General features: G+C 61.5%; 21 protein-coding genes and 1 pseudogene. 10 read left to right on the plus strand and 12 right to left on the minus strand.

All coding sequences use genetic code 11. The features are described from left to right. Nucleotides 1–540 precede the first annotated feature (540 nt). From P3T25_RS34795 to P3T25_RS34815, 5 genes are all read left to right on the plus strand, one after another. Nucleotides 541–819, plus strand: coding sequence for an HU family DNA-binding protein (locus tag P3T25_RS34795; protein WP_429361539.1), 279 nt, complete (start codon nt 541–543; stop codon nt 817–819). Between the two features lie 212 nt (nt 820–1,031). Continuing rightward, complete coding sequence (locus P3T25_RS34800; protein ID WP_429361541.1) at nt 1,032–1,229, plus strand: hypothetical protein; 198 nt, start codon at nt 1,032–1,034, stop codon at nt 1,227–1,229. A gap of 252 nt (nt 1,230–1,481) precedes the next feature. Then, nucleotides 1,482–1,922: an SET domain-containing protein gene (locus tag P3T25_RS34805; RefSeq protein ID WP_429361543.1), complete on the plus strand. Its 441-nt coding sequence runs from the start codon at nt 1,482–1,484 to the stop codon at nt 1,920–1,922. A 20-nt stretch (nt 1,923–1,942) separates the two neighbouring features. Next, entirely contained in the window at nt 1,943–2,137 is a 195-nt protein-coding gene (locus P3T25_RS34810; protein ID WP_429361545.1) for a hypothetical protein, read from the plus strand. Between the two features lie 533 nt (nt 2,138–2,670). Then, nucleotides 2,671–2,949: a hypothetical protein gene (locus P3T25_RS34815; protein ID WP_429361733.1), complete on the plus strand. Its 279-nt coding sequence runs from the start codon at nt 2,671–2,673 to the stop codon at nt 2,947–2,949. Here the strand turns inward: P3T25_RS34815 and P3T25_RS34820 are convergent. Further along, on the minus strand, nt 2,865–3,164 hold the full coding sequence (locus P3T25_RS34820) for a DUF4148 domain-containing protein (RefSeq protein WP_429361547.1): 300 nt from the start codon (nt 3,162–3,164) through the stop codon (nt 2,865–2,867). The two genes, P3T25_RS34815 and P3T25_RS34820, sit on opposite strands and share 85 nt — an antisense overlap. Nucleotides 3,165–3,360: 196 nt before the next feature. Next, a pseudogene (locus P3T25_RS34825) lies at nt 3,361–3,477 on the minus strand (IS6 family transposase); the annotation flags it as partial. A 144-nt stretch (nt 3,478–3,621) separates the two neighbouring features. Between P3T25_RS34825 and P3T25_RS34830 the strand changes: the two are divergent. After that, nucleotides 3,622–4,422, plus strand: coding sequence for an alpha-hydroxy-acid oxidizing protein (locus P3T25_RS34830; RefSeq protein ID WP_429361723.1), 801 nt, complete (start codon nt 3,622–3,624; stop codon nt 4,420–4,422). A gap of 44 nt (nt 4,423–4,466) precedes the next feature. On the opposite strand, the gene P3T25_RS34835 is transcribed toward P3T25_RS34830, so the two are convergent. The 4 genes from P3T25_RS34835 to mdlC all read right to left on the minus strand — a co-directional run bounded on the left by P3T25_RS34835 (nt 4,467) and on the right by mdlC (nt 8,907). Further along, the gene (locus P3T25_RS34835; protein WP_429361549.1) at nt 4,467–4,937 is read right to left on the minus strand and encodes a cupin domain-containing protein; all 471 of its coding nucleotides are present in this window, start codon (nt 4,935–4,937) and stop codon (nt 4,467–4,469) included. A gap of 106 nt (nt 4,938–5,043) precedes the next feature. Then, nucleotides 5,044–6,123, minus strand: a complete 1,080-nt coding sequence (locus P3T25_RS34840) for an enolase C-terminal domain-like protein (protein ID WP_429361551.1) — start codon at nt 6,121–6,123, stop codon at nt 5,044–5,046. Beyond that, nucleotides 6,120–7,307 carry an alpha-hydroxy-acid oxidizing protein gene (locus P3T25_RS34845; protein WP_429361553.1) on the minus strand — a complete coding sequence of 396 codons (1,188 nt, stop codon included), beginning with the start codon at nt 7,305–7,307 and terminating at the stop codon, nt 6,120–6,122. Before P3T25_RS34845 ends, P3T25_RS34840 begins: the two co-directional genes overlap by 4 nt. Before the next feature lie 22 nt (nt 7,308–7,329). Then, on the minus strand, nt 7,330–8,907 hold the full coding sequence (gene mdlC / locus P3T25_RS34850; protein ID WP_429361555.1) for a benzoylformate decarboxylase: 1,578 nt from the start codon (nt 8,905–8,907) through the stop codon (nt 7,330–7,332). A 106-nt stretch (nt 8,908–9,013) separates the two neighbouring features. Here mdlC and P3T25_RS34855 point away from each other — a divergent pair, with 106 nt between their 5' ends. Continuing rightward, nucleotides 9,014–9,907 carry a LysR family transcriptional regulator gene (locus tag P3T25_RS34855; RefSeq protein ID WP_429361557.1) on the plus strand — a complete coding sequence of 298 codons (894 nt, stop codon included), beginning with the start codon at nt 9,014–9,016 and terminating at the stop codon, nt 9,905–9,907. Between the two features lies 1 nt (nt 9,908). On the opposite strand, the gene P3T25_RS34860 is transcribed toward P3T25_RS34855, so the two are convergent. Continuing rightward, nucleotides 9,909–10,709 (minus strand): FadR/GntR family transcriptional regulator, encoded by an 801-nt coding sequence (locus P3T25_RS34860; protein ID WP_429361559.1) that lies wholly within the window; start codon nt 10,707–10,709, stop codon nt 9,909–9,911. Nucleotides 10,710–10,800: 91 nt separating this feature from the next. On the opposite strand from P3T25_RS34860, the gene P3T25_RS34865 reads away from it, so the two are divergent. Then, nucleotides 10,801–11,229, plus strand: a complete 429-nt coding sequence (locus tag P3T25_RS34865; RefSeq protein WP_429361561.1) for a nuclear transport factor 2 family protein — start codon at nt 10,801–10,803, stop codon at nt 11,227–11,229. 39 nt (nt 11,230–11,268) lie between these two features. On the opposite strand, the gene P3T25_RS34870 is transcribed toward P3T25_RS34865, so the two are convergent. From P3T25_RS34870 to P3T25_RS34890, 5 genes are read right to left on the minus strand one after another with little or no spacing between them, the layout of a single operon-like run. Beyond that, the gene (locus P3T25_RS34870) at nt 11,269–11,700 is read right to left on the minus strand and encodes a GlcG/HbpS family heme-binding protein (protein WP_429361563.1); all 432 of its coding nucleotides are present in this window, start codon (nt 11,698–11,700) and stop codon (nt 11,269–11,271) included. A 28-nt stretch (nt 11,701–11,728) separates the two neighbouring features. Next, nucleotides 11,729–13,144: an MFS transporter gene (locus P3T25_RS34875; RefSeq protein ID WP_429361565.1), complete on the minus strand. Its 1,416-nt coding sequence runs from the start codon at nt 13,142–13,144 to the stop codon at nt 11,729–11,731. Nucleotides 13,145–13,182: 38 nt separating this feature from the next. Continuing rightward, a complete protein-coding gene (locus P3T25_RS34880; protein WP_429361567.1) occupies nt 13,183–14,115 on the minus strand; it encodes a SphA family protein in 933 nt (310 codons plus the stop codon). Next, nucleotides 14,064–14,813 (minus strand): cupin domain-containing protein, encoded by a 750-nt coding sequence (locus tag P3T25_RS34885; RefSeq protein ID WP_429361569.1) that lies wholly within the window; start codon nt 14,811–14,813, stop codon nt 14,064–14,066. Before P3T25_RS34885 ends, P3T25_RS34880 begins: the two co-directional genes overlap by 52 nt. A 52-nt stretch (nt 14,814–14,865) precedes the next feature. Continuing rightward, the gene (locus P3T25_RS34890) at nt 14,866–15,705 is read right to left on the minus strand and encodes an HpcH/HpaI aldolase family protein (protein ID WP_429361571.1); all 840 of its coding nucleotides are present in this window, start codon (nt 15,703–15,705) and stop codon (nt 14,866–14,868) included. A gap of 572 nt (nt 15,706–16,277) precedes the next feature. Here P3T25_RS34890 and P3T25_RS34895 point away from each other — a divergent pair. Further along, on the plus strand, nt 16,278–16,775 hold the full coding sequence (locus tag P3T25_RS34895) for a DUF305 domain-containing protein (protein ID WP_429361725.1): 498 nt from the start codon (nt 16,278–16,280) through the stop codon (nt 16,773–16,775). After that, nucleotides 16,772–18,259 (plus strand): YncE family protein, encoded by a 1,488-nt coding sequence (locus P3T25_RS34900; protein ID WP_429361573.1) that lies wholly within the window; start codon nt 16,772–16,774, stop codon nt 18,257–18,259. Before P3T25_RS34895 ends, P3T25_RS34900 begins: the two co-directional genes overlap by 4 nt. The last annotated feature ends 36 nt before the right edge of the window (nt 18,260–18,295 follow it).

Genomic DNA, 18,295 nt, shown 5'->3' on the forward strand with positions numbered 1-18,295 from the left:
CGGGCTTCCGTGCCAATTTCGACTTTCGCTAACCGGCCGCTTACAAGGGGTATCGGGCAGCAATCACTCAAGAAATTGCCCGCTAGTGCCACGCGGTCTGCAAATGCCGCGGAATCAGGGCTGAGCCGCGCTCCGAACGGGTAGCCGACGTCCACACAACCTGGCGGCCGCGATGCGGCCCGGAGCCCGAACAGGACGCAGGGCCCTGAGAGAACAAGGCGCCGACCGGCAGAGGACGTTCGTTAGATGTGGTCGTCAACTAGCGTAATGACGCAAACACCCACCGCATCGGCACGCCGGTGTGTCTCCGGAAAGGTCTGCGGCCGACTACTTGTCAAATCAATGTCGCTGATACGGCCGATCGACAGCAGGTGAGACCCTGTGCGCTGACCCGGCTTCATGGCGGCGTCTTGAGGCGGCCACGCTTCGACGTGCGCGCCTTGTCTGTGTCGTGATCGAGTTCGAGGGCGTGCCGATTGCGCAAGGGCACGCCGATCGGGTAGTGTGACGACATCTCCACAACCTCAACGAGGAAAAGCAATGAACAAACAGGAACTGGTAGATGCAGTGGCCGCTAAGACGGGCGAGAGCAAGGCGGCAACCGGTGAGGCGATCGATGCTGTGATCACGGCGATCACCGGCGCGGTGACGAAGGGCGACACCGTCCAGCTGATCGGCTTCGGATCGTTTTCGACGGGCGCGCGCGCTGCGCGGGTGGGCCGCAATCCGTCGACCGGCGCCGAAATCCAGATCCCTGCCGCGAAGACGGTGAAATTCACGGCGGGCAAGGCGTTCAAGGATGCCGTGAACGGGCACTGACAGCGAGCTTCAGCGCTGCCGGCAGCACATTGCCGGCAGCCTGACATTGCGAGACCGTCGCCTTGCCGCCGGTTGCCAACGCGCGCCAGGGTGATGGATTGCTCCGGAATGGGCCTGGACTCGCCGCAGTCGAACCTGGTAGCATCAGGTCCAGCGATGCCGCAGACGTATTGCGGTCCTGCAACTGGCTGGATGCCTACATAGATTGTGGTATGGAAAATAAACGATCACGGAGTCGCCGGGAAGCGTTGTGTCCGCCGATCGGGGCGCTGCTGCGCTACCGGGTGCGCGTCGTCGCCGAAGCGCGGGGACAACGGGCGATGATCGAATCGCTCGACACCACCGGTCGGACATTTGTCAGCACCGTCAAGTGGGACGGCCTGCGCGAGCTCGGCGCCCAGCTTTTCTGATCCCGGACGCCTTCGCGCGGCGACCTGAAACCGAAGCTGCGTTGTTGCGACGGGAAATGTCTTGTCGAAGTCCCTCGCCAAAGTAACCGGCAGTGATCATCCGAACAGTCACGGGTGGTCCCGGCGCACGACCTCTCCAACTTCAACCTCGCGAGCGGGACCGCTAACCTGGCTATGACTCGCACGTACGAAGCAGTGGATGCAAAAATTTGCCGCTTCTATACTGATGCGGATATCAGTCAAGGGAACAGCATGCGGCGCGTGATTGTCCGGCGGTCTTCAGTTCACGGAAAGGGTGTATTTGCGATGCGACCGCTCGCAGCGGGCGAGCGCGTGCTTGAGTACAGGGGTGAATTAACGAGCTGGCGGGAAGCGGTGCGCCGGCACCGGCGTGAAGGCGTCGTGGGACACACGTTTCTTTTTGGTCTGTCGGACGGGCGCGTCATCGACGGCAGCCGCGGTGGCAACAGCGCACGATGGCTGAACCACGCGTGCGCGCCCAACTGCGAGACCATCGAAGACGCTGGGCGCATCTTCATCCACACGCTTAGGCCGATCGAGGCCGGTGAAGAACTGTTTATCGAATATCTGCTGGCCACTGACGATCCTCTGGATGAAGACGTTCGGGCGCAGTACGCATGCCGGTGCGCCGCGGCGGACTGTCGTCACTCGATGCTGGCGGACGCTGCGTGAGCAGGGTGGCGGAGGAGGTAGTGGGCAGCATCGCTATCCCGAAAAGCGCCGATGGCTCGAAGCGGGGGAATGATGGATTTGTCCGGATCGGCGTGGATGTGGTTTTTCATCCCGACGTGCTGAAGCCACCGTTGCCAAAGGGCGATGCATCCGACCGTGGTCCTGGCGCAAGCACGAGGAAACAGATGTCGCTGGATCCTGACGATTTGTGGTGACGTCGACGCCTGCGCGTATCGTCGACAGATACAGGGGAGTGGCCTTATGCAGAAGCGGAAGTTCGCACGAAAGAGCGCAGGGGAAGTGAATCTGCCGGAACTGCTGGACCGGCTTGAACTGGCACTGACTGGGACGCCCGCGCGCACGTCCGTCTGTCGAGCGCTGTCGGATCTGAACCGGCGGCTCGGCTCGACCAGCGAGAAAATTGCTGCACGGCCCGGTCGATCCCCGTCCCCGCGACGTAGGCGCCAAACCGCCGTCGAATCCCTGTCGCTGTTTTCGTGAGTCTGTGAGGAGCCGCGACCTGCTGGTTTTATCTTTTTCGTCCAAACAGGGGAGGGAAATGCGCGGCGCGCCGCCTGATCAGTTCACGGAGCGTTTCTCGGTGCAGCGCGTCTTCGCGATTTGGTTGTCTGTCAGTGCGCTCATGTCCGTCTTTGCTCGTTAGAGTGGGCAAGTTCCATCACGCGGCCGAAAAAGATGGGGCATGCTCTCATGCCAGGGTTCCTCGAATACCCCGAGAGAGACCTTCATGGCCAGCCACAATTTCTCGTACAAGAAAGTCAACTATAGCGTTTACGTGACCCAACAAAAGGATGGAAGGTGGGACGGTACCTTCGCACGTATTCGCGCAACTATGCAGCATCCGCGCCAGCGAACCGACTATGAAACGGTCGGCTGGAGTTTGCGGTCAGCATACCTGCGCCTTGTAGCCAGCCTGGCGATTCAATTACCGAAGAAAACGGGCTTCATGCCGGAAGTGCTTGTGGGGCGTCCAACCTGGGACGATCCACTGGACGCCGGGCCGTAACCAGTGTCTTGCCCAACCACTTGCCCTCCGGAAGCGACATTCGTCGGGAAGTCAACCGAGTTCGCATTTGCCGGATTGAAGCCAGCCTTCTCGAGTTGGACGATTTCGTCCTGCACTTGCGCACGGGTTAGGGGCGTGTCCGCTTGTTGAGCGAACGATACAACCGGTACACCGAGCACACCGGCAACGATAACTGCGCGAATAAGGGATTTCATGTTGCCTACCTCCGGAACCTGTTTCCCCTGCTGCGAACAACCTTGTTCGTAGCCAGTAACTGACAACCTTGTTCGTAGCCAGTAACTGCAGTCTAGATAGGGAGGCCGTCCTGGACTAGTGTCGATTTGCGTGAAACATTATTGCGATTTTTGAAAGTAAGATGGGCTGAAGCACGATGCAAGGGTTCTGGCGCAAATACTGACCCTTGCAAATGCGATGCATCAACTCGATGCATGAAATCGTGGTCGCGGCACTCCTGAACCGTTTGAAGCCGAGCATCAGGTTCGTCCTGGAGTTGATGTGGCGATGGTCATGGCCGGGTAACCGGCACGTCTTTGAGCACATTCGATTCCAGCCGCATCGCTTGGTTGACGTCAGCAAGCGGGATATCTCCATAGGGCTGCTTGAAAAAAACAGTCGGCGCCTCTTGTCATTGCGCCAACGGGCCTCAACGGTATTTTCTGGCCGCAGGGTGACATCATGCTCGCCCGCGCTGCCGCGAAATTTGGCATTCCATTTGTACTTTCGACTGCGTCGACTAGTTCAATTGAGGAGGTTGCGCGGGAGAGTGAGGGTGAACTGTGGTTTCAGCTCTATGTTGCGAATCGAAGGCTCGCTGAGCTGTTTGTGAAGCGTGCCCTGAATTCCGGCTACACAACGCTGATTTTGACCACCGACGTCGACGTAAACGGAAAGCGCGAACGTGACATACGCAACGGCTTCGGGCTACCCATGAAGTACACCCTGGGTACCATCATGGACGGAGCCCTCCATCCCGGTTGGTCGCTTGACCTGCTCCGCCACGGCGCCCCACAACTCGCAAACTTTGCCAGTAACCAAGTGCAGGATACGGAGTTACAGGCCGCGCTGATGAGCCGCCAGATGGATGCGAGCTTCTCGTTTGATGACCTCGCGTGGCTGAGAAGCTTATGGCCTCACAAACTGCTCATCAAGGGAATTAGCCGACCAGCCGATGCTGAACGATGCATCAAACTCGGTGCGGACGGGGTGATCATGTTCAATCATGGCGGTCGTCAGTTGGACAGCGCCATTTGGAAGAATCTCCAGGCCATTCTCGCTGATATCAACAGGCAGGATTTGAACCAGGCCGACGGACTGGCCGCACGCATCAAGCAGGCGAGGGAGGCAGCGCTAGCCGATCCAGAAGGACGCAAGCTTGCTCAGGCGTTGGGGTTGCCTGTGCCGGAACCAGCGTTCAAGCCGATTAATTTTGTTCGCAACAAGCGCGCGGCATAGGCGCTGCGAAATCTTGAGCATGACGTCATGGGAGCGACATCGGCTTATTCTGTGCGATCGTTGCCAAGGTCTATTAGAACCTTATTGCGACCGGACACGTATAGCCTCTTGCCTTTGCGGGGGTAATCACAAACGTCGTGCTCCAATCTCTGACCGGCGAGGATAAAGACCAGAGGGTTCTTGCCAGTGTTCGTCAGAGTGTGGGCGGCGCCTTTGCGGGCGAACCCCATGAAATCCCCCGATGCGACTTCATACACCTCGTCGTCAATGGTTGTTTCGCCGATTCCTGAAAGGATGTAGATACATTCTTCTTCATAGAGATGCCGATGATATTCGGTCGACTCGTGCCCGGGCATGAGCGTTACCAAATGAAAGCCGAACTGCGTGATCCCCGTGATGTCCCCAAGCGACTTTTTGAAGCGAACGGCCCTCTCATTCAACGAATGGACAGAACGTTGGGGCGTCATTGCGTCGATATCGGCAGACTTCAGCAACGCGCGTGGTTTTTTCGACATTGTTCTGATGTTGACTTCAAAAATGTTTTTTGCGGATCACGTTGCACCTGCTGATCTGCGAGACGGATCAACTTGATTCGCCCGCGTTGGTCCACGCGGACGACGGTCAAACCAGGAAACGGTCGACCTCCTTCTCCCGCCAGATGATTCCCGCGCCGGGCGCGTCTCCGAAATGCGCATCGCCGTTCTTGAACTGCAGAACTGGCTCAACGATCGGGCCGGCGAGATCCATGCGTTCGAGCAAGTGGCACGTCGGGCTGACCGCCAGCAGATGCGCGCTGAATTCCTGAAAGATGTGGCTGGACATCGGCAGGCCATGTTGCTCGGCCAGAGCGCTTGCCCGCAGCCATCCGCTCACTCCGCCGATCTTCATCAAGTCGGGCATGCACAGATCGCAGGCGCGTGCCGCGATCGCCTTGGTCATATCCTCGGGACCGAACCAGTTTTCGCCTAGCTGAACGGGAATCTGCAATGCGTCGCGTAGGGTCGAATGTCCCACGTAATCGTGTTGCAGCGTCGGCTCCTCGATCCAGGCGACGCCTTCCTGTTCGAGCGCCTTGCCGCGCCGCACCGCGTCGGGCACCGTCAACCCCTGGTTGTAGTCGACCATGATCTGAACCGCGTCGCCAACCACCTCGCGTATGGAACGGACGACTTTGAGGTCGTGCTCGAGCGTTGGATAGCCGATCTTCGTCTTGATCGCCTTGAAGCCGGACGCGACTGCGTCGGCCGCCCGCTTCTGGGCGAGCTCGACGCCGTCCATGCTGTGGCTGTCGTACGCGGCAAGCGGCCGTGCCGTGCCGCCAAGCAGTTCGACGAGCGGCAAACCGTGCAATTTGGCCTGGGCGTCCCACACGGCCATATCGATGCCCGCTGTCGCCATTCGGACGAGGCCCGTATGGCCGATCAGCCGGAATCGGGACTGCATCAGCTGGTCGATCGCGTAGGGCGCGAGCGGCATGTCTTTGACGACCGCCGCGAGTTCCTCGACCATCTGCCGAACGGGTTTGAGCGCGAGCGGCGTGTAGGTGAATAGGTAGGATGTGCCAGTGACGTTCGCATTCGTCTGCAGGTCGATCAGCACGAGCGGCGACGTCGCCACCGTGCCGACTGCGGTCTTGACCGGATATTGCAGTGGAACGTTGACGGCCCGCGCGCGCAGGCCGGTGATGCGGATGTCGGTCATGATGCCTCGAAAAGGTGAGTGAGCGGCGACGGCGCAGGCGCGCCGCCATCTGCGTTTGGCCCGAGTGGCCAGAGGAAGTCCCGCGACAGTTGGCCGATGTCAGGGCAGCCAATCTGCGCGAGTGTGGTGTCGATCTCGCTCTTCAGCATCGACAGCACGGCTTCGACGCCGCGCTCGCCGTCGGCGGCGAGGCCATACAGCGTCGCGCGGCCGAGCAGCACCGCTTTCGCGCCCATCGCGATCGCCTTCACGACGTCGGCACCGCGGCGAATGCCGCTGTCGATCAGCACGGGCGCCGCGATCCGCGACGCCGTCGCACCGAGCGCTTCGAACGGCGCGACTGCGCTATCGAGTTGGCGGCCGCCGTGGTTCGACAGGATGACGCCGTCTGCACCCAGCGCTATGCAGCGCTCGGCGTCGTCGGCACGGCTGATGCCTTTGACGAGCAGCCGGTGCGGCCAAAGATCGCGCAGCCATTGCAGTCCTTCCCACGAAAAGCTTGCGTCCATCTGCCGGCTCATCAGCGCGGCCTGAAGTTCGGTATCCGTAGCATCGGTGCTCGCGAAGTTCGCGAGCTGTGGCATCCCGTGCCGCACGAGGTCGAGCGACCAGCGAGGGTGCAGTATGCCGTCGAGCAGCGTGCGCGGGCTGTACCGCATCGGCATTCCGAAGCCGTTGCGCAGGTCGCGTTCACGTTTGCCGTTGACGCCGACGTCGGTGGTCAGAATCAGCGTCGTGTAGCCGGCGCTCAGCGCGCGCTTCACCAGCGATTCCGCAAGCTTGCGGTGGAGGACGTAAAGCTGGAACCAGATCTCGCCGGTCGCGGCCCTGCCGACGGCTTCGATCGACGTGGTCGATGCGGTCGACAGCGTGAACGGAATGCCGAACTTTCCGGCCGCGCGCGCGAGCACCAGGTCGCCGTCCGGCCACAGGATGCCGTTGAGGCCGGTTGGCGCGATGACGAGTGGCGCCGACAGCGGTTTGCCGAACGGCGACGTCCGGATATCGCGCCGGCTGACGTCGACGAGACGGCGAGGCTGAAACTTCACATCGTCGAAAACGCGGCGGTTGTGGTGCAGACCGATTTCGTCCTCCGCGCCGCCATCCAGATAGTCGAACACGATTCGCGGAAGACGCTTGCGGGCAAGTGCGCGGAATTCCGCGACATTGACGGGGTGGTTCATCTCTGTCTCCTTGCGCATGCGCTCAAGCGCGCGTCTCGACTTCGATGAGGAAAGGTTTGTTGCTGCCAAGCGCCTGCTCGAGCGCCGCCTTCAACGACGCGCCGGAATTCGCATGCAGTGCATCGACGCCGTAGCCGCGCGCGAGTGCGCAAAAGTCGAGACCCGGCACGTCGAGGCCCGGGACGTCTTCGACCTGCAGGACGCCAGCGAACCAGCGCAATGCGCCGTATGTGCCGTTCTTCATGATGATGAAGATCGCGGGAATGCCGTATTGTGCCGCGGTCCACAGCGCTTGGATGCCATAGTTCGCAGACCCGTCGCCGATCACACCGATGACCTGACGTTCCGGCTTCGCGAGCTGGATGCCGACCGCCGCGGGCAGTGCGAATCCCAATCCACCTGCGGCGGCGAAGTAGTAGCTGCCGGGCTCGGTCATGCGCAGCCGCTGCCATAGGAGGTTCGTCGTCGACGTCGATTCGTTCACGTAGATCGCGTCGCGCGGCGCGATGGCGTCGAGGATATCGAACACACGCTCGGGCGCGAGCGGGCCGGGCAAATCCGGCGCGGAATCAGGACGCGATAGTGTGTTGGGCATCGGCCGCGCGCTCGGCGCCACGGCTTCACTCAATGCCTGCAGCGTGGCGGCGATGTCGGCGATGATGGCATCGCCCATCGGCGCGCGCGTCGCTTCGTTGATGTCGCACGTGATCGAAATCAGCCGGGCGCCCTTGGGGAGATAGTCGCCGGGCTCGTACTGGTGATAGCGGAACACGGGCGCGCCGACAACCAGAATCAGGTCATGGCCGTCGAGTAACCTGCTGATGCCGGCGATGCTCGCGGGGAGCAGTCCGCGGAAGCACGGATGGGTCGTTGGAAACGCGCAGCGCGGCGGCGACGGGGCCATCCACACCGGCATCGCAAGCTTCTCGGCGAGCGCAACGCCAAAGCTGTTCGCATTGGCGGCATCGACGTCGGGCCCGACGACGAGCACCGGGTTTTCGGCCTGCTCGAGCGCGTGCGCGAGCGAAGCCAGTGTTTGCGCGGACGGCAGTCCGGCCAGCTCGACGCGGCGGCGGGCGAGATGCTCGACGCCGCGTCCGGCTTCCTGCTGCCAGTCATCGTACGGCACGGACAGATAGACGGGCCCGGCTGCAGGCGTCGCCGCCGTGTGAATCGCGCGGCTGAGCGCGAGCGGAACCTCCTGTGCGCTGGCGGGCTCGCTGCTCCACTTGACGAGCGGGCGCGGGAGATTGGTCGCGTCGATGTTGGTCAGCAACGCTTCGACGCCGATCATCGAACGCACCTGCTGCCCGGCCGTGACGACGAGCGGCGTATGCGAGTTCCACGCGTTCGCGAGTGCGCCCATCGCGTTGCCGGTGCCGGCGGCGGAGTGCAGATTCACGAGTGTGGGCCGGCCGGTCGCCTGCGCGAAACCGTCGGCCATGCCGACGACAGCGCCCTCATGAAGGCCGAGGATGTACCGGAAATCGGCCGGAAAATTCTTCAGGAACGGCAGTTCGTTCGAGCCCGGATTGCCGAAGAGGGTAGTCAAGCCTTGCGCGCGAAGAATGTCGTGGCATGCCTGGTGAACGGTCGTCATTGCAAATCTCCTAGTCAACGCGTTCATCCTAGGAGTCGGCGAAAAATAAATCCAATCACCATTTTTTTGTTGTAAAAATAGATGTTGTCTATATTTTGATGCCGGCATGACGACCGACCTGAACCTGATCCGAACCTTTGTGGCCATCTACGAGACGCGCAGCGTGAGCGCCGCGGCGAAGCGGCTGAACATTACGCAGCCGTCCGTGAGTTACTCGCTGAACCGGCTGCGCGACTTGCTGCAGGATCCGCTGTTTACGCGCACGCGTGGTGGCATGGTGCCGACATTCAACGCGACGCAACTGTTCGATGCGTTCAAGCGCGCGCTCGACGACATACATGCGGCTATCGTGGCGACACGGCAGTTCGACCCGCGGCAATCGAGCCGCAGTTTCCGTCTCGCGTTATCGGACCTGGGCGAGCTGCAGTTCTTGCCTTCGCTCGTTCGCGAATTGCAGGCGAGTGCGCCGTCGGTCGGATTGGAGATCGTTCAACTCGACAGCGAGCGCATCGCCGGATGGCTGCAAACCGGCAGCGTCGATGCAGCAGTCGGAAACCTGCGGTCCGTCGGGGGGCAGACGCGCAAAAGGGCGCTGTTCACCGAAAGCTATTCATGCCTGCTCAGCGCGTCGCACCCGTCGATCCGCGACGCGCTGCCGCTCGACGACTACGTGTCGGCCAATCACGTGGTCGTAGCGCCGTTCACCGGTCACCACCTCGTCGAGGACGTACTGTCGGAGATGGGGCTGACGCGGCGGATCACGCTGCGCGTGCCGCACTTCACGAGCCTGGTGGCGGTGATCGAGTCGACCGATCTGCTGCTGACGCTGCCGACCCGCATCGCGCGCGCGTTCGCAAGCGACGGCAGGATGCGCGTCTTGCCGCTACCGTTTCCGACGCCGACCTTCGAGGTCAATCTGTACTGGTATCCGCACACGGAAGACTCGGCCGCCCAGCAATGGTTCTGCGACACGGTCGCGCGTACATTGAGCCGTGTCTGAGCTAGTCCCTTTGCAACATCGACCCCAGAAGTCTCGCCAGAGCGGGTTCGGACAGCATCTTCTCGCCTGCGTCCGGCAGCGATGAAATCACCTTGGCGGATTGTTCGATATGCGAGCGGGCAGCCTCGCGCGCAGCAGCGGTGTCGCGGCTCGCAATGGCGTCAACCAGATGTTGACGATGTTTGGCCATGCGTTTCGTGATCTTTCGCCAGGTCTCGTATGAGTCGCCAGTGAGTTCTCTTGCGAAGCCGATTTGAACACTGGAGAGAAATCTGCAAAGCGCGGCAAGCAGTACATTGCCCGACGCTTTGGCGAGCGTGTCGATAAAGAGCCGCAGACCTTCCGCCACCGCTTCGGAATCTGTTCCTTCGTTGATCTGACGCAGTGCCTCTCGCATCGCCTCAAGGTCCTCCTCGGTGGCTCGCCTGGCGGCAAGTTCCGCGGCATAGCCGTTGAGCGCACCCATCACGCCCAACACCTCCGCAATGCCGACGCGTTCGAGTTGCATCATCGAAAGAAGCGATACGCCAATGAGCTGGTCGGCGTCAGCCGTCACATACGCGCCGCTGCCATGCCGTACTTCGACCAGTTGCGCCGTTGTCAAGCCGCGAATGGCTTCCCGGATCGTCGGGCCGCTCACGCCATAACCTTCCGCGAGCTGCTTCTCGGTTGGCAGCTTCGTGCCGCGGGTGAGTTCGCCGTCGAGAATCCGGCTTCGCAAGTCTTCGAGAATCTGTTCGGCGGCATTGCCGCGGGCAAGTCGACGTGTTGGCTGCCAGGAGGGTTCAGTTGGTGTTTGCATGGGTGCTTTCCTTTTTTGCTGGACCTGCGTCTGGCATTACTATACTCTACAAGTCACCTTGTGACTTTGTTAATGTCGGTGCGAACGAACAATGAGCGGCCTTGTCACCCAGAACGAACTGCAATCTATCGAGCGGCTTTTCAGCGATTTCGCCTGGTTTGCCGACCGGTGCGACTCCGAAGCGCTGGCGAACCTGTTTGTGCCGAGCGGCGTGTTGTCCGTGGGCGGCCGCGAGTCGGCGGGCAGCGACAACATTGCTGCCGACTGCCGCGAACGCTTTGCCGTGTCCGATCGCAAAACCCGCCACATGTGGTCGAATCTGCGTGTGGAGATGCCGACCGCCGACACTGCGAGAACCACGGCTATCCAGTTGACATTCGAAACCTCCAGCGATGATACGCCGGCCCGCTTGCGCGTGAATGATGTCATCGACGAACTGCGCAAAGGCGCGTCCGGCGAATGGCGGTTTGTCAGCCGCCATATTCGTTGTGAAATGGCGCTGGCGTTGCAGCACCAATAGCCGGCCGACAAGAGAAGCAGTCTGGCCGGCCGGACCGCTTTATCCGACATCCGCCTTCAAACCCGCACGGGCGATGCCCGCCACTGCGCAGACTTCATCTTTCTCCGGGTGATCGCCGCTGACTCCCACCGCGCCGATCACATGGCCGTCAGCGTCGCGAATCAGCACACCCCCGGCAGCCGGAACGATCCGGCCCGCGGAGATGTCCGTTAGCGCGGCGAAGAACGCTGGAGCCGCTTCAGCGCGCTGCGCGAGAGCGCGGCTGCCGATCCCCATGCCGAGCGCGCCCCACGCTTTGGCCTGGGCAATTTGCGGCCGGAGGATGCCGCTGTTGTCTTCCCGTTTGAAAGCGACCAGATGGCCGCCAGCATCGAGCACCGCAACGGACAGCGGCGCGCAAGCGGATTCGCGCGCCGTGGCGAGCGCAGCATCTACAATCGTGGTGGCCTGATGCAGCGACAGGGTTTCCATGAATCTTCTCCTTGTTGAAACATGTGGATCAGTGGGGGAATGCCTCGCTACCGGACGCGCGTTTGAGCGGTCCTCGCGTGACGGAGTGTGAGAGCGTGTCCTCATGAACGCCGTCGTGCGGCTGCAGGTTCCTCGTGCACCGTTGTATCAGTCGTCCCAGCACGAGTACGGCCAGTGCGGCGCCCACCGAGGTTGCACCTGCGATCGCAAAGAGAATCGGCGGCGCGACACCGGCGCCGAGTAACACGCCGCCCAGGACGGGTCCGGCAATCGCCCCGGTGCGGCCGATACCCATTGCCCAGCCGATGCCAGTAGCGCGCAGGCCGGTTTCATAGAACACCGCGCACAGGGCCACCGTACACATCTGCGCGCCGATGCTGAAAGCACCGGCGACAAAGCTCGTCAGATACAAAAGCCCAGGCGACCATCCGACGAGGCCGATTGCCGAGATGGCCATGGCGCCAGCAAGATAGGCGCAACCGATTACGCGCGTCGGCCCGAAGCGGTCGGCGAGACGACCGAGCATGATGCATCCGGCGACCGCGCCGAGATTGAGCATCGCGACGGCCAGCACGGCCTTACCGATGTCTAGCCCATTCGTGCGCGCGACAACCGGGATCCAGTTGATCAGGAAGTACGTCAAAAGCAGGCTCAGGAAGAACGCGATCCATAGCAGGAACGTCGCGGTAGCGCGTCCTTGCGTGAAGAGGCTGGACACGGGTGAATGTGGCATTGCCGCGCGATAGTCCGATTCGCCGTTCCACAGCGACTCGGCATCCAGCCGCCGCAGAATCCGCGCGATGGCGGCGTGGTCGTTTTGCAGCGCGAGGTAGCGCACCGATTCCGGCACCAGCAAGATGAACACAGGGAGAATGATCAGTGGCAGCATGCCGCCCGCGATGAACACGCTCTTCCACCCGAACGCCGGAATCAGCAGGGCCGAACCGCCGCCGCCCAGCACTGCACCGAGCGGAAAACCGCAGAACATTGCGCCTACCAGTGTGCTTCTGAGCCGCTTGGGTGCATATTCCGAGGTCAGTGAAATGAAACTCGGCAGTGCGCCGCCGAGGCCTATGCCTGTGATGAACCGCAATATCGAAAGCGCCGCGGTGGAATGAGCGAACGGAGTGAGCAGGGCGGCGACGGAAAAGACGAGCACGGCGCATGACAAGGTGACCTTACGTCCGAAGCGATCACCGGCCGCGCCGAATGCCAGCGCCCCGAGCAATCCACCGAGCAGTCCCGCGCCAAACACGGGACCGAACGCCGATGGCGCCGCGCCCCAGGCGGCCATGATTTCAGGCGCTACAAATGCGATCGCCTGGGTGTCGAATCCGTCCACCATCGCCACCAGTCCGCACAGTAGAAAAATGATGATCTGCAGACCCGTCACCCGCCCTTCGTCGATGATGGATTCGAGATCCAGTTTGCCTGTCGGTTGCATGTATTACTCCATAAACGGACGACATCCGGTCGTGGACATCAGAAGCGGAAGTTCAGATTGGCGAATACTTTGTATCCCTTCGGAATCGTTGCGCGATTCGGCCCAGGATTGCCGCCCGACGCGCTGGCGCTTACGTCTTTGGTCGCCCAGAGATTCAGCACGACCGGCCCGAAGTCGTAGCCGACCAGGCCGCCCACCGCGAAAAGGCTGTAGCTGCTCACGTTGATCGCGTTGTGATAGAACGCGCTCGACGTATCGTTGGTCACCTGGCCGACATACGACGCGACCGGACCGACCCGCCATTTCCCGAAGGCTTTCGTGGCGACGAAATCCGCGTGAAGAATATCGCCGGTGCGGTATTCGGTTTTCGTATTCGGCGTGTTAATTTCAAGCGAGAAATTGGCCGTCAGATTCCACCCGTCTTTCAGATATGAGAACGCGAGCAGGGGCTGTACGATCCACCAGGGCGCACCCGGATCACTGAGCCCGTTGGGCCCGGAGATGGTGCCGTCCGGAACGGTGACGCCAATACCAGTCTTCACGAAGAGCCCGGTATTGCCCAGTGCCCAGCTCAATTGCACAGGCGCGATGAAAGTGTTGCGCACGCCACCGCTTTGCACGTTCAATGGAGCGCCGGCGTCGGCCATTGTGAACGGCTGCACAATCAGGGCTTCGTAGCGGGCGCCGAAAAAGGTCCAGCCAGGCGTCCAGAGGACGCCCGTGACCGCTGACGCCACGCGGATCGGCGTCGCACTGCTGGGATCGCCAGGACCGTAACGGTGTGCCTGGGCTGTATAGACTTCGTTGAAGCTGTAGAAGCCGGGCGCGGGCGTGGCGGCGGTCATGCCCAGAACCACTCCGGGTGGCATCGACCAGCCAGGGTAGCCGGCTTCGTAGGCGTGCGCTGCCTTGCCGCCCATCATGGCGGCCCCTGCGAGCGCAACGCACCAGGCATATTGACGTGATTGCATGAATGTCTCCTCCGTATCGGCCTGCTTCTTATCGAGCGGCTTCTTGTCTCGCGCCGACTTGCCGTGCGGCGGGTGCGGTGTCGGTATCGCTGGCGCGACCCGGCGCCGGCATCGGGGCCGACGCGGGCCTCGTGCGTATGAATGGCTGTGTTAGCGGATCTGCTTCGCTGCGTGGCGTCGATCATGCAACCGCACAACAGACACGGTTCGTTCGAACGATTGCTCCACGCGTGATTGGTGCCGCGGATCACGACGGTGTCGCCTGGCTGCATCAGTACTTCGTCGACGTCCGTCACCAGGTAGATCTCACCCTTGATGCAGGTGAGGCAGTCGAGGGTGTCGGTGCGGTGCATGCTCGGGTGGCGAGCCAGGTCTTCCGCGCTCGGCTGATGTTTCTGCTGCACCTCGAGGTTCAGCTTCCTGAGTTGCTCGACGTGATGTGCCTTATCCGCGGTATCGGGCGGAATCTCGAGCGCGCGAAACAGCAGGCCGCCAGGGAAAGGCTCACGCGTTGTCACCTCGTTTGCGCGGTCCCGTTCAATGCTGTTGTCCACCGGGACCTCGCGCGCGCTCCACAGCGTTGCACGATAGAAAATCCCCGGGTTGTGCTGGACATTGGTGGCTTCGTCCAGCAGCACGGCTGATTTGCCGTCCGCATTCGGACCTACGACATAACGCTTCCAGTTCCATTTGGTCATTCAGGTTCTCCTTGATCGGGTCTGTGCCGGGATGCAACCGGCGGTGCTGGTATCAGTCGGGAAAGGCGCTGACCGGCGCAGGCGGACGTGTGAAAGCCGACCCTTCAATGCCGACATTGAGCGAGGCGACGGTCTGCTCGCAGAAGCGCCGGAACCCAAGCGTGTCGAGGCCGAGGCAGAAAATTCGCACCCCGTCGTCGAGCGACTTGCGGCAGGCCGCGGGCGAAGGATCGAGAACCGGTCCGCCGATCACCGCGACACCGTGCTTTTGCGTCGACCGCAGCACTGTCCGGTAGGCCTCCTGAACGCGCGGGCTTTTCATCATCAACGTGCCTTCGTTCATCGCGTAGGCAAGATCGCCCGCGCCGAAGACGATGATCTTCACTGCGTCGAGCGCGCAGATTTCGTCGATGTTCGCCACCGCCTCCGGATGCTCGATCATCGGAATAAGCGCGACTTCCGCGTTGTTCCATGCGGTGTACTCGTCGAAGTTCCTGAACGCGTAACGGGCCGCGCGGGTTGCCGGGCAAATGCCGCGCTCGCCGATCGGAGGGAAAAAGGCGAACTTCGCGGCATCCTTGACGTCTTCCGCCGAGCGAACCATCGGCAAAAAGATACCCATGGCGCCGGCCTCCAGAGCACGACGAATGCCGGTTTCGTCGGAACGGTCCGGCACGCGCACGAAGGGCGCGAGGCCCGCGCGCTCGGCAATGCGCACGCTGTTTTCCAGCGCACGCACGTCATTACCCGAGTGCTCACCGTCGATCATGACGAAGTCGAAGCCAGTCAGGCCCATCACTTCGATAAGCGCCGGATCGCCCGTAAAACACTGCATGCCGAGCGGGATCTCATTGCGCTCCAGCATTTCCAACAGACGGTTTCGCATGAACATCAGATATCTCCTGCGTAATTTGAAGGTGTAAATGGGCTGGCGGTGCTTTGTCTAAAAACCAAGTCACCAGGTGACTATATCACCCAAGAACAGGAATTAAACGACGGATGGGGTAAACGATGAATTGCGGAGGACGATGCGATTGCGGGTGTCGTCCGACCAGCGACGTGCGAGAAGCCAACACGGTCGTGCGATTTTTTTGCAGGGCTTTGTTCAGTTGCGTGAACACACCAACGGCACGGCGACTTGTGTCGGGAACCGGTGGCACGCGGGCACTTGCGTCGCAGGCTGGGGATAAACCGATCTCACCCAGCTCTAGAATCTGGCCGACTAACGCGCTGGCTTCGCTCGGGCGAGCTTGCGGTTAGAGCGGCGTGGGGCGAGCGCATTGTTTTTTGCTTCTGGAGGGGGGCGCTGGAGGGGTAGGTGAAATGTCGCTCCTGGCGGCATGCGTAGTCTGACGAAAAATTTGCTGAACAACAAAATTAGTTCTCGACGTTCGGAATAAGGCGGCGCCCGATGGGTTCACTCCATTGAAGCATGTGCCAACACGAAAAAGGAGGGACACCCTTATGCCAGTCTCGATACGTTTGTCTGTCCCAGTGGTACTGAGGGCGGCCGTTGCACTTGCCATGTCTGGAGTTGGAATACTCCCGTCGTTCGCCGCTGGACCGCAGGCCGCAAGCTCAGACGAGGCGCCGTTTCTTCAAGAGAATGACGCCGCGATGACGAAGATGATGGCCGACATGTCGATCAGGCCAACGGGCGATGTTGACCGGGATTTCGTCGCGATGATGGTGCCTCACCACCAGGGCGCCATTGACATGGCACAGGCCGAATTGCGCTATGGACGCAGCGAGCAATTGCGTCGCATCGCGCAGGAAATCGTCGTCGAGCAACAGCAGGAGATTGTTGCGATGCACCTCGCGCTGGGTCAGCCCCTGCCGCCGTCGACACCCGCACCAGACCAGCAAGAGCCTGCTTCCTCATCCAAGGGGGACGCACACGCGATGTCCCACCACGGCATGCAGATGAACATGCTGAACCACACGCAAATGGAGCCGCAATGAAACACACGTCCCTTCTTACTTCGGCGCTGACCATGGCAGCACTGAGCGCAGCCCAGTTCGCATGGGCTGGACAGGCCCCCGGTTCGTCGTCCGACCCGGATATTCCCGTCAGCCACCATGACCGCGTCTATGCCGCCGAGCAATTCTCGAATACCGTCTCCGTTATCGATCCGGCGGACAACAGGGTGGTCGGGGTGATTCGTCTGGGAGACCCGTCGCCAGGCAATTTCAGCCCGTTGTACAAGGGCCAGTTGCTCGTGCACGGCATGGGGTATTCGCCCGATCACCGCACCATTGCCGTGGTGTCCATCGGCTCGAACTCGGTCTCCTTCATCGATACGCAGACGAATGCAGTCAAGCACGTCACATACGTTGGCCGCTCGCCTCACGAAGCCTTCTTTACGCCCGACGGCAAGGAGGTTTGGGTGACTGTGCGCGGCGAAAACTATGTGGCCGTGCTTGACGGTACAACGTATGAAGAAAAATCCCGGATCACCGTGCCGGCCGGCCCGGGCATGCAGATCTTCTCGCCAGACGGGAAGTATGGCTACGTGTGTTCATCGTTCAATCCCGAAACGGAGGTCATCTCGGTTGCTGACCACAAGATTGTCGGCACGGTGAAGCAGGCAAGCCCCTTCTGCCCGGACATCGCTGCGACCCCGGATGGCAAGCAGATATGGTTTACGCTCAAGGATGTGGGCAAGACCGAGGTGTTCGACGCGCGGCCGCCATTCGGGCTGATCAGGACACTCGACACGGGCCCGATTACGAATCATGTGAACATCGTGCATAACGCCAACGGTACGTTCGCCTATGTGACCGTCGGAGGCCTGAACCAGGTCAAGGTGTTCCGAACCGACGACTTCTCGCAGGTCTCGACGATTTCCGTCGGCAACCTGCCGCATGGGCTATGGCCGTCCGGTGACGGCAGCCGTATCTACGTCGGCCTTGAAAATGCCGACGCGATGACCGCCATCGATACGCTGACGAACAGGGTAATCGCGACCGTGCCCATCGGCCAGGCGCCGCAGGCTGTCACCTATGTACCGAATGCGGTCCCGGAAGGAGACGGCACGCAAAATACGCAGCCGCTCGGTCTCGCTGGGCAGAGCACGCACTTGGTCCTGGTTCCCGTGGGCTCGGGCAAGTCCGTGGACGTCGCTAGCGCACCCACGACTGTCGCATTGTTCGACCAGGGTCTCGTGCAGGTCCTGCAGGCGGCCGTCACTGGCCTGCAGCCAAAGCAACCGTATGTGCTGGGCCTCGCAGACAACGCTGACGGCACCGGCAACATAGAAGCGCTGGCGAACTTCATGACCAATCCAGCCGGCTCCGCGATTGTGAATGCGCTCGGGCAGATCCGCCAGTTGGTCACGCCCGGCGTGGGCACTGCCGGCGACAGGCACCGTTACCTCGTGATTGCGCCGCAAGTTTCAGGCAAGCCGGGAGTCCCGGTACAGGTCCAGGCGCTGCTCGCGTCGTAGGTCAATCTCGCTGCGTGCGTCACCGGCCCAGGCGGA

The organism is Paraburkholderia sp. GAS32 (assembly GCF_050434225.1).
In the GTDB taxonomy this organism is placed as follows: Bacteria; Pseudomonadota; Gammaproteobacteria; order Burkholderiales; family Burkholderiaceae; genus Paraburkholderia; species Paraburkholderia madseniana.